The organism is Mycobacterium sp. (assembly GCF_040509115.1).
Classification (GTDB): Bacteria; Actinomycetota; Actinomycetes; order Mycobacteriales; family Mycobacteriaceae; genus Mycobacterium.
This window is the reverse complement of sequence record NZ_JBEVLO010000127.1, coordinates 1-8,238: the sequence shown is the minus strand read 5'-3', so window position 1 is coordinate 8,238 and position 8,238 is coordinate 1. Positions and strand designations below refer to the sequence as shown.

8 protein-coding genes and 3 pseudogenes are annotated in these 8,238 nt (G+C 63.9%); 6 read left to right on the top strand and 5 right to left on the bottom strand.

Annotation, left to right across the window (positions count from 1 at the left end):
* Positions 1 to 493: 493 nt before the first annotated feature.
* Positions 494 to 660, top strand: a pseudogene (locus ABW137_RS09840) (site-specific integrase); the annotation flags it as partial.
* Between the two features lie 134 nt (positions 661 to 794).
* Positions 795 to 1,427 (top strand): annotated as a pseudogene (locus ABW137_RS09835) (ATP-binding protein); the annotation flags it as partial.
* Here ABW137_RS09835 and ABW137_RS09830 read toward each other — a convergent pair.
* The 4 genes and pseudogenes from ABW137_RS09830 to ABW137_RS09815 all read right to left on the bottom strand — a co-directional run bounded on the left by ABW137_RS09830 (position 1,344) and on the right by ABW137_RS09815 (position 3,397).
* Positions 1,344 to 1,769 carry a nuclear transport factor 2 family protein gene (locus ABW137_RS09830; RefSeq protein WP_526399331.1) on the bottom strand — a complete coding sequence of 142 codons (426 nt, stop codon included), beginning with the start codon at positions 1,767 to 1,769 and terminating at the stop codon, positions 1,344 to 1,346. The pseudogene ABW137_RS09835 and the gene ABW137_RS09830 sit on opposite strands and share 84 nt — an antisense overlap.
* Positions 1,770 to 1,872: 103 nt before the next feature.
* Positions 1,873 to 2,232: a hypothetical protein gene (locus tag ABW137_RS09825; RefSeq protein WP_526399329.1), complete on the bottom strand. Its 360-nt coding sequence runs from the start codon at positions 2,230 to 2,232 to the stop codon at positions 1,873 to 1,875.
* A 100-nt stretch (positions 2,233 to 2,332) separates the two neighbouring features.
* Positions 2,333 to 2,545 (bottom strand): annotated as a pseudogene (locus ABW137_RS09820) (SDR family NAD(P)-dependent oxidoreductase); the annotation flags it as partial.
* 27 nt (positions 2,546 to 2,572) lie between these two features.
* Positions 2,573 to 3,397, bottom strand: coding sequence for an LLM class flavin-dependent oxidoreductase (locus ABW137_RS09815; RefSeq protein WP_526399327.1), 825 nt, complete (start codon positions 3,395 to 3,397; stop codon positions 2,573 to 2,575).
* A 91-nt stretch (positions 3,398 to 3,488) separates the two neighbouring features.
* On the opposite strand from ABW137_RS09815, the gene ABW137_RS09810 reads away from it, so the two are divergent.
* A complete protein-coding gene (locus tag ABW137_RS09810) occupies positions 3,489 to 3,896 on the top strand; it encodes a MerR family transcriptional regulator (protein WP_526399325.1) in 408 nt (135 codons plus the stop codon).
* A gap of 723 nt (positions 3,897 to 4,619) precedes the next feature.
* On the opposite strand, the gene ABW137_RS09805 is transcribed toward ABW137_RS09810, so the two are convergent.
* A complete protein-coding gene (locus ABW137_RS09805; RefSeq protein WP_526399323.1) occupies positions 4,620 to 5,489 on the bottom strand; it encodes a helix-turn-helix domain-containing protein in 870 nt (289 codons plus the stop codon).
* A 229-nt stretch (positions 5,490 to 5,718) separates the two neighbouring features.
* Here ABW137_RS09805 and ABW137_RS09800 point away from each other — a divergent pair, with 229 nt between their 5' ends.
* The 3 genes from ABW137_RS09800 (at position 5,719) to ABW137_RS09790 (ending at position 8,186) form a co-directional block, all read left to right on the top strand.
* Positions 5,719 to 6,429: an SDR family NAD(P)-dependent oxidoreductase gene (locus tag ABW137_RS09800; RefSeq protein WP_526399321.1), complete on the top strand. Its 711-nt coding sequence runs from the start codon at positions 5,719 to 5,721 to the stop codon at positions 6,427 to 6,429.
* A 65-nt stretch (positions 6,430 to 6,494) separates the two neighbouring features.
* Positions 6,495 to 7,250 (top strand): SDR family NAD(P)-dependent oxidoreductase, encoded by a 756-nt coding sequence (locus ABW137_RS09795; protein ID WP_526399319.1) that lies wholly within the window; start codon positions 6,495 to 6,497, stop codon positions 7,248 to 7,250.
* Between the two features lie 102 nt (positions 7,251 to 7,352).
* Positions 7,353 to 8,186 (top strand): SDR family NAD(P)-dependent oxidoreductase, encoded by an 834-nt coding sequence (locus ABW137_RS09790; protein ID WP_526399317.1) that lies wholly within the window; start codon positions 7,353 to 7,355, stop codon positions 8,184 to 8,186.
* The last annotated feature ends 52 nt before the right edge of the window (positions 8,187 to 8,238 follow it).

The following is an 8,238-nucleotide window of genomic DNA, read 5'->3' as shown; positions in this document are numbered from 1 at the left end:
GTCTTCCTGGGGGCGGCTGCTTCCTGACGGCTTGGGGTCGCCATAGCCACAACGGAGCCATCCTTAGCTCGTGAGGGCCGCGGCTAGATGTGTCAGACCCGGGCCGGCTGCACGCGGTCGAGCCAGCGGTCGGTGTTTGAAGGCCAATTGAGCGTCCCCGAACGGCGACCCACCTGAACAGCAGCAATGAGGCCGCAGTCGCGGCCGCGACCTCATGCCACCTTACGCACCGTTACCGCCGCAATGGTGCAGCGGGACATGTTAATTCGTCACTGCGCTGGTACTCGCATTGATTTTGTGCCGATAAGCCACATTATGTCAGGTATAACGACTGCATATTGCATCAGATGAATCAACGCCCGGTCGCTTGACGGCCACCACTCCTCCCGTCGTTTTCGTCTGTATTGCAACACTTTCCGCCCACCGCCCCCGCGCTCTGCGGACTCGTATCGCAACCGTGATCGCTACGCCCGTGGCCGTTGCAGCGACACGCTGGACCGTCGCCATGGTCGACGAGTTCTTCGGCGATCTTCGCAGTATCCACAAACTCGCCCAGTCGTCGATCCGTTCGTATCAGGTCGGCCTGCGACAGTTCTGCTCCTAGTAAGCAATCCGGACTACGGCTGGGACCGCGTCTGCGAAGCACTGTTCCGGACCCACCTGGCCGCCGGCACGGGAGCCCCGCAGCCACGTCCGGCCGGGATGCGCTGATCCTGGATCTGCCGGTCGCCCCGATGCGTTCCCTGAACGGCCTACAAGATCACGCCAGGCACGGCTGAGGGCGAGGTGATCTTATGACCAAGACATCCGCAACGACTGCCGTCGAACCCGTTGCGCCGCCGTCGGTGCCACCACTGTCGGCCGATCTGGATGCCGGGTTGCGGCGGTTGAAGTTGGCCGCGGTGCGGCGCACCGCACCCGAAGTGCTGCTCACCGCCAAGACACAACGCTGGACCCCAGAGCAGGTCCTGCGAACCCTGGTCGAGACCGAACTTGCGGCACGGGATGCCTCCAACGTCATCAACCGACTCAAGGCCGCCGCGTTCCCTGTGCCCAAGACGTTGGAGTCCTTCGACGTGGCTTCCTCCTCAATTCCACCGAAGGTCTTCAACTACCTGTCGAGTCTGGAATAGATTCGGGCACAACAGAATCTGGCGATCATCGGCCCCGCAGGCACTGGTAAGTCCCACACCCTGATCGGGTTGGGAGCCGCGGCGATCCACGCCGGGCACAAGGTCCGCTACTTCACCTCCGCCGACCTCGTCGAAACCCCCCGCGGCGGACCGGACCAGGTCCCGCCCTGCACAACCACTGTCGGTGATGCCTCGAGACATCACAATCGCTTACGAACTGACTCTCAGATCATCGGGGTCTTCAGCCGCTGCACGCTGGATGACCTCGGTGTCCGCGAATTGCTCAAAACTGTCGATCAGCTTGTCGCGGACATGCCAGACATGGGAAGCTCGCGCCTCGAAGTTTTTCTTCGTCACGCGATGAGTTCCCCGATAAGTGCCAACGCCAACAATGAACTCGCCACCATCGATCAAGACATCGAGAGTGAATCGGAACACCGTCCAATCTCGCTCTAGAACATCAAAAAGATTAGCTTGGATTTCTGCTCTGTTATGCGATACGCCCGGCGCCGGAAACCCGACACTCTCAACCCAGGTGAGGTCGGGCGACAAATCACGAAAGAACGCCTCTTGATCACCACGGTCGTAAGCGTCATAGAGCTCTCGCAATACGAAATAGCCATCCGATCGGCCCACTTATCTTCTCCTTAAGACAAAAGGGGATCCGACTATCGGATCACCGCTGCACAGCCCAGACAACATGAAGTACCCCTGGGTTTGTTCCTAGTGCAGTGACCGCTCACCGCGCTTCAGCACGAAGCGCGGCTCGGTGCAGAAGTGCCACCACAGCAACGCTCACGGCGACAGCGCTCATAATGATGATTTGACCCGTGACGAACGCCGGCAGATAGTCGCCAGCGTAGCCAGCAGATACCTGTTGCGCGAGCGTGGGTTTGGCGATCCGCGCTGCCACAAGGGTGGAGATGAGGAGCGCGTAGCCGCCGACGATAACTGCCTCGCTACCCAAGCGCGCAAACTGCAGAAGGCCCGACGCGGATCCGCCGCTGACCGCGGGTACCGATTCCAATGCGGCACGGTCGATGAGGCCGAGCGGCACCCCAAAAGATAAGCCCAGCAGCAGCATCGGCGAAAACAGCACCCACACCCGCAGGCCGAGGCCGAATATGCAGGAATCGAATATGCAGCGTTACCAGTAAACGTTGCAGTATTGCACTGTCCTTCATCAGTTTTCGCCACGCTCACTGTCCGGCCTCAGTGCAGGCGCCGGTGATGCCCGCGTTGTTGATTAGGACGTCGAGTACTCCCTCGGCCTCGTCGACCGATGTGATGGCGGAGGCGTCGTCGGCGACGTCCAACGCGACGAAGGTCGCCCCGAGGGACTTCGCGGCGGTCGCGCCACGCTCAGGGTCGCGGGCGCCCAGGTACACGGTGTGCCCAGCCTCGATGAGACGCTCGGCCGTGCGGTAGGGCGAGGGACCTCAGGGCTGGTGACCTGCCCGCCAACGATCCATCAGTTCGGTCATGGGTGCGGACGTCTGCGCGCTCGGCCCGAAGTGAATCGTCACCTCGTCGGCGCCCGCCGACTCGTAGGCGTGCAGGCGATCAAGTAGTTCTGCGACGTTCTCGTGGCTGATTTCCCTCGAGAGCATGATGCCTGCGGAGATCCGGCGCGGCGCGGACAGGCGATCCAATTCCTCGCGCTTGGTGCGGAATTCCTGCGGAGTGAGTCCAAAAGCCTGCCAGCGGCGGGCGACGCGCGCGGCCCGGCGGAACGCGGGTCCGGTCATGCCGCCGACCATGACGGGAACCGGCGCGGTCAGCCGGGGCTCGAAGACGCCGGCGCCCGACCCGAAGAACCGGTTCCCCGAAGGCGTCTCACCCCGATGCAACGCCTGAATCAGGTCGATCGCCTCGTCGGTCCGCGCGCCTCGCTCGGAGAACGGCACACCGAGGGCGTCGAACTCGTTCGCGTCCCAGCCGACGCCGACGCCGAAGACGACCCGCCCGGGCGCCAACCGCTCCAGTGTGGACAGCTGTTTGGCCAGCAGGACCGGCTCCCGCAGCGGCACGATGATCACCGTCGTTCCCAGCGTGACCCGGCTGGTCACCGCGGCCACGTGGGACAGCAGCATCAAGGCCTCGTAGACGCCGCCGTAGACGTCGCCGTATGGCTCCGGTGGCAGCAGATGGTCGGGCACCCAGACACCGGCGTACCCCAGCTCCTCCGCCAGGCGCGCTTGCGCCACGATCGACCGGGGGTCGACGCCGGCCTCGTCGTTGGACAGTGCGACACTCAATTTCATTACGCGGCCACTCCGTTCGGAATGGACGGGTCGCGACGACGCGGACTTCGCTGATCTGTTCTCATACGTCGGATGCTAGAGTCTGACATCAATGTCAAGGTCAACCCCTGCGCTACGCTCGTTGTCGACGGCCATCTCCATTGGTGAGCTGTCGGCGAGGTCGGGCGCCTCTCCACGGATGCTGCGCTACTACGAGCAACAGGGCTTGCTGAACCCCGTCCGCGCCGACAACGGCTACCGCCGATATTGCTCGGACGCCCTGACCACGGTGGCCCAAATCCGTGGATTACTCGACGCAGGCCTCTCTACCGACGCCATCCGTCAGATCCTCCCCTGCGCGCACGGGAGCGAGCCGACGATCGATCCGTGCCCCGAGATCCTGGACGCACTGGCGCACGAGAGGGAACGGCTCGACGAGCGCATCCGGCACCTGTCGGCGAGCCGGGACACGTTGGACCGCTATCTCACCGCCACCCATTCGGCGACGCACCGAGACTGAGCTCGACGGAGACGACCAGCAACTACGACCCAGGACGTCGTCTCACCCACCGCCACTCCCCTATCATTGTCATCTAGCAAAGCCGGCCAACTAAGCACGAAGCGTGGCGGCGGGACGTCGAGGATTGCGGCGGCAACAGTCTGAAAACCGCCCTCGTTCACTATGGCGGCGGCGACAACTCTGGGTGATCCGACGCCTTGACCTGATCCCCGACGAACTCAGGGGCGCAACCACGGCCCAGACCCGCTCCTTGACGAGACCGGGAAACATCTCGACGCCCTTCGCCGAGATCTCCTCGCGCTCAATAGGTGTAGCAAGGTGGGAGCTGGCATCCCAGGTATCTCCATCGAGCGTCACCGTGGCAAACGCAGGCCGCGCCACTTTGGACGGTCAAGGTCCTCGCTGCCGCAATGACCCACGTCCACGACCTCTCCCCTTGCCAGCCTCGGACGATTGATGTGCGAGGAATACGACGGAATGGAGTATGGCGGGATACCACTAAGCTACCGCGCATCGCATCAGGCGAATCATTGCCTGAGCTGTTGCCGGCCACCGCTCCTCGTGTTTGGCTGCCGTGCAAGGCTTTCCGTCCGTCATCCCTGCGGTGCAGACTCGCCCCGCTTGCGCGACGGCTACACCTGCGGCCATTCCGGTAACACTGGAGAAGTACCTGAGCACCGGCGCGGGTGCGCCCGCAGAGCCCAACACCGCCCAAAGACCGGTTTATTCGGGGGAAGCGCCCAACGCGCCCAGAAGTGACAGTGCCTGCGCGCTTGGGCTGTTGGGCTCGGCGTGGTAGATCAGCAACTGCTGGCCGGGTGCGCTGCGAACATCGAACGCCTGGTAGTTCAGGGTGAGCGCCCCGACGGCGGGGTGGTGAAGTTCCTTGGAACCGTGAGTCTTGCCCTGCACGGCGTGGGACCGCCACAACGTGGCGAATTCTTCACTGGTTTCCAAGGTGCGGACAAGGCGGCGCAGGCGGGGATCCTCAGAGTAAGCACCTGCTGCGGCGCGGAGATTGGCCACCGCGTTGCGCGCTGTGCGCTCCCACTGGGTGTGGAAGGTGCGACCGGCGGGGTCCAGGAACGTCATGTACGCCAGGTTATCCACCTGTGCGAACGGCGAATAAAGCGCATCCGCCAGCGCATTGGTGGCGAGGATGTCCAGCGTCCGGTTGAGCACAAAAGCGGGAGTGTGGTGATAGCCCTCCATCAATTGATGCAGCTCAGGGCTCACCTCACCGATGGCGTCCTCGAACCGATCGGCCGGTGTGTTTCCGGTCAGCCGGTACAGGTGCTCCCGTTCGTCGTCGTCAAGACGCAGGGCGCGGCACAGGGCCTCCAGAACTTGAGCCGAGGGGTTGCGCTCGCGGCCCTGTTCGAGTCGCGCGTAGTAATCCACGTTGATGTCGGCCATCACGGCGACTTCCTCCCGCCGCATACCGGCCACCCTGCGCGATCCGCCCGGTGTCACGCCGGCAACCTCAGGCAACAGTTGCGATCGCCGGGTTTTCAAGAATTCACCCAGGACGTTGCTCAGCTCCATGGTTCCAAGATAGGCATCGCGGGCCGGTTGTGCCTGGGTGTGCGACACCCAGGCTCCACATGTCCTGGTAGCCGTCTCCTGGGCCGCGCAAGATCGTGAATAGTTCCGCGGCCGACAGCCGGCCGACAGGCGGCGGCCCACAGGTGGAATCTGCGCGCTACGACGGTCGGCCCCACACAGATCAACAACTGAGTACCAGGAATGGAGGCCACCTATGGCCCATGACATCGCCCCGCCCTCAGTATCCGGGGACGGGCTTCTAGGTTCGGTGGCAGTGGTGACCGGCGCAGCGCGCGGTGTGGGCGCGGCGACCGCGGCATGGCTGCATTCGAGGGGGGTGAAACTCGTGGTCGAGGACCTTCGGCCCGAGGTGCACCACCTCGCCGAACAGTCGGACGACGTCGTTGCCGTTCAAGGCGACGTCGCGGAGGAACAGACGGCTGTCCGCGCCACACAGATGGCAGTGGAGCGTTTCGGCCGCCTGGATATTCTCGTCAACAATGCCGGCCGGACACTGAACAAGCCCTTCCCCGACACCACCCTCCAGGACTGGGACGACCTGATGGCGGTCAACGTCCGCGGCGCGTTCCTGCATGCCCGGGAAGCCTTCAAGGTGATGCAGATTCGCGGCCAGGGCGCCATTGTCAACGTGGGGTCCTACACCTGCACCGTGGGGCTTCCCCAAGGCTCCGCCTATTCGGCATCCAAAGGTGCACTGGCGCAGTTGACGAAGGTGATCGCCCTCGAGGGCGGCGCCCACGGGATCCGGGCCAACATCGTCGCGCCCGGAGTCATCGAGACCGACATGCTCGACAACATTCGCGATGACAGCCGCGACTACCTTCGGTCGTTCGCCAGCGCCCACCCGATCGGGCGGATCGCGCAACCGGAGGAGATCGCCGAAGTGATCGGCTTCCTGGCGTCGAAACGGTCCAGTTTCATGACCGGTGCCGTCGTCGCGGTCGACGGCGGTTTCACCGCCGCCTGATTCTCACATCAACCGCCACGAGTTCTGCAGACAACAACAAGTGCTCACACCAGAAGGGACTACACATGACTGGCCGCTTGGAGGGAAAAGTCGCGTTGATCACCGGCGCTACCGGAGGGATCGGCACCGCCACCGCTGAGATGTTCGTGCGGGAAGGCGCTCAGGTAATGCTGACCGACACGTCGACCGAGGCGCAGTACGCATTGAGCGACCGGCTGCGCGATGAGGGCGCCACGGTGTCCGCCACCACGTTGGACGTGTCCTCAGCGCAGGACTGGACCGATGCTGTCGAGCGGGTTGACCAGATCTTCGGGCGTCTGGACGTCCTGGTCAACGTCGCCGGGATCGTGTACTGGGAAGGCATCGAGGACACCGACGAATCATCGTGGGACCGGGTCATCGCGGTGAACCAGACGGGTACCTGGCTGGGCATGAGAGCCGCCATGCCGCATTTGCGCGCCTCGGGCAATGCGTCGGTGATCAACACGTCCTCCATCCTCGGTTTGATCGGCAGTGGCGGCGCCGCGGCGTATCACGCGTCGAAAGGGGCGGTGAGGCTTCTGACCAAGACCGCCGCGGTCGAGTACGCCACCGCGGGCGTTCGGGTCAATTCCGTGCACCCCGGCGTCATCGCGACGCCGATGATTCAGACCATCCTCGACGAGGAGGGTGAACAACAGGCCGACATCGTGCGCACGCCGATGCGCCGAGCAGGTCGCCCCGACGAGATCTCCCCGGTCATGGTATTTCTCGCCAGCGACGAATCATCCTTCATCACCGGAGCAGAAATCGTCGTCGACGGCGGACTCACCGCGCACTGACCACGCCTGGCTCACCGCATGAGACCCGACTGCGTGACACGCGCGACTTACGGCCGATTGTGTCACCAGTCGGTGCGCATACACACGAAAAGAGTTGATGTCATGTCTGTTTGGTTTATCACCGGAATTTCGCGGGGTCTCGGCCGCGCACTTACCTCCGCGGTCCTGGACCGCGGGCACACCGTCGTCGGTACCACCCGTACAGGGACGGTCGACTACCGCGCGCCCGGAAACCGGCTGCACGTCGTGCAATTCGACGTAGCCGACCCCGCCGCGGCCCCAACGGTCCTGAGTCGGGCCTACGCGCTGGCAGGTGGTCTCGACGTCGTGGTCAACAATGCCGGATACGGTCTTCTCGGACCCGTCGAAGGGGCCGGTCCCGACGAGGTGACGCATTTGTTCGAGGTCAATTTCTTTGGCGCTCTCCGCGTCATCCAGGCTGCATTGCCCCATCTGCGGTCGCAGGGCCACGGTCACCTGGTCAATGTCTCCTCGATCGCTGCTCTGGATCCGCTGCCCGGTTCGGGGGTGTACGCCGCGGCGAAGTCAGCCCTGAGTGCCTTATCGGAGTCGCTGTCCGAGGAGCTGGGTGCGCTCGGCATCGGAGTGACGGTGGTCGAACCCGGCTCTTTTCGCACAGATTTCCTCTCCTCGAACTCGATACGGTTTTCGACCTCCCGGATCGAGGGATATGACACCACGGTCGGGCCCGTGCTCAACCGCTTCGCCGACCACGCCGGGCACCAATCCGGCGACCCCGACCGCGCAGCGACCGTCATCATCGATGCCGTACAGTCCGACGAACCGCCCCTTCACCTCGTCCTGGGCGCCGACGCGGTGCGGCGCTCCCGGGGTCGGATACAGCGGTTAAACGCCGACCTGGACCAGTGGGAAACCCCCTCAGCGGCAACCGCATTCGCTCCCCAAGACACATGATCCTCGACGAAAGCCCCCATCCACCACGTGCCTGAGCGGGCGCCCCTCCGAA

What these genes read in the sequence shown, in the direction of transcription:
- ABW137_RS09815 (WP_526399327.1), bottom strand. Translation starts at nt 3,397, where the DNA reads ATGAAATTGAGTGTCGCACTGTCCAACGACGAGGCCGGCGTCGACCCC.
- ABW137_RS09810 (WP_526399325.1), top strand. Translation starts at nt 3,489, where the DNA reads ATGTCAAGGTCAACCCCTGCGCTACGCTCGTTGTCGACGGCCATCTCC.
- ABW137_RS09795 (WP_526399319.1), top strand. Translation starts at nt 6,495, where the DNA reads ATGACTGGCCGCTTGGAGGGAAAAGTCGCGTTGATCACCGGCGCTACC.
- ABW137_RS09790 (WP_526399317.1), top strand. Translation starts at nt 7,353, where the DNA reads ATGTCTGTTTGGTTTATCACCGGAATTTCGCGGGGTCTCGGCCGCGCA.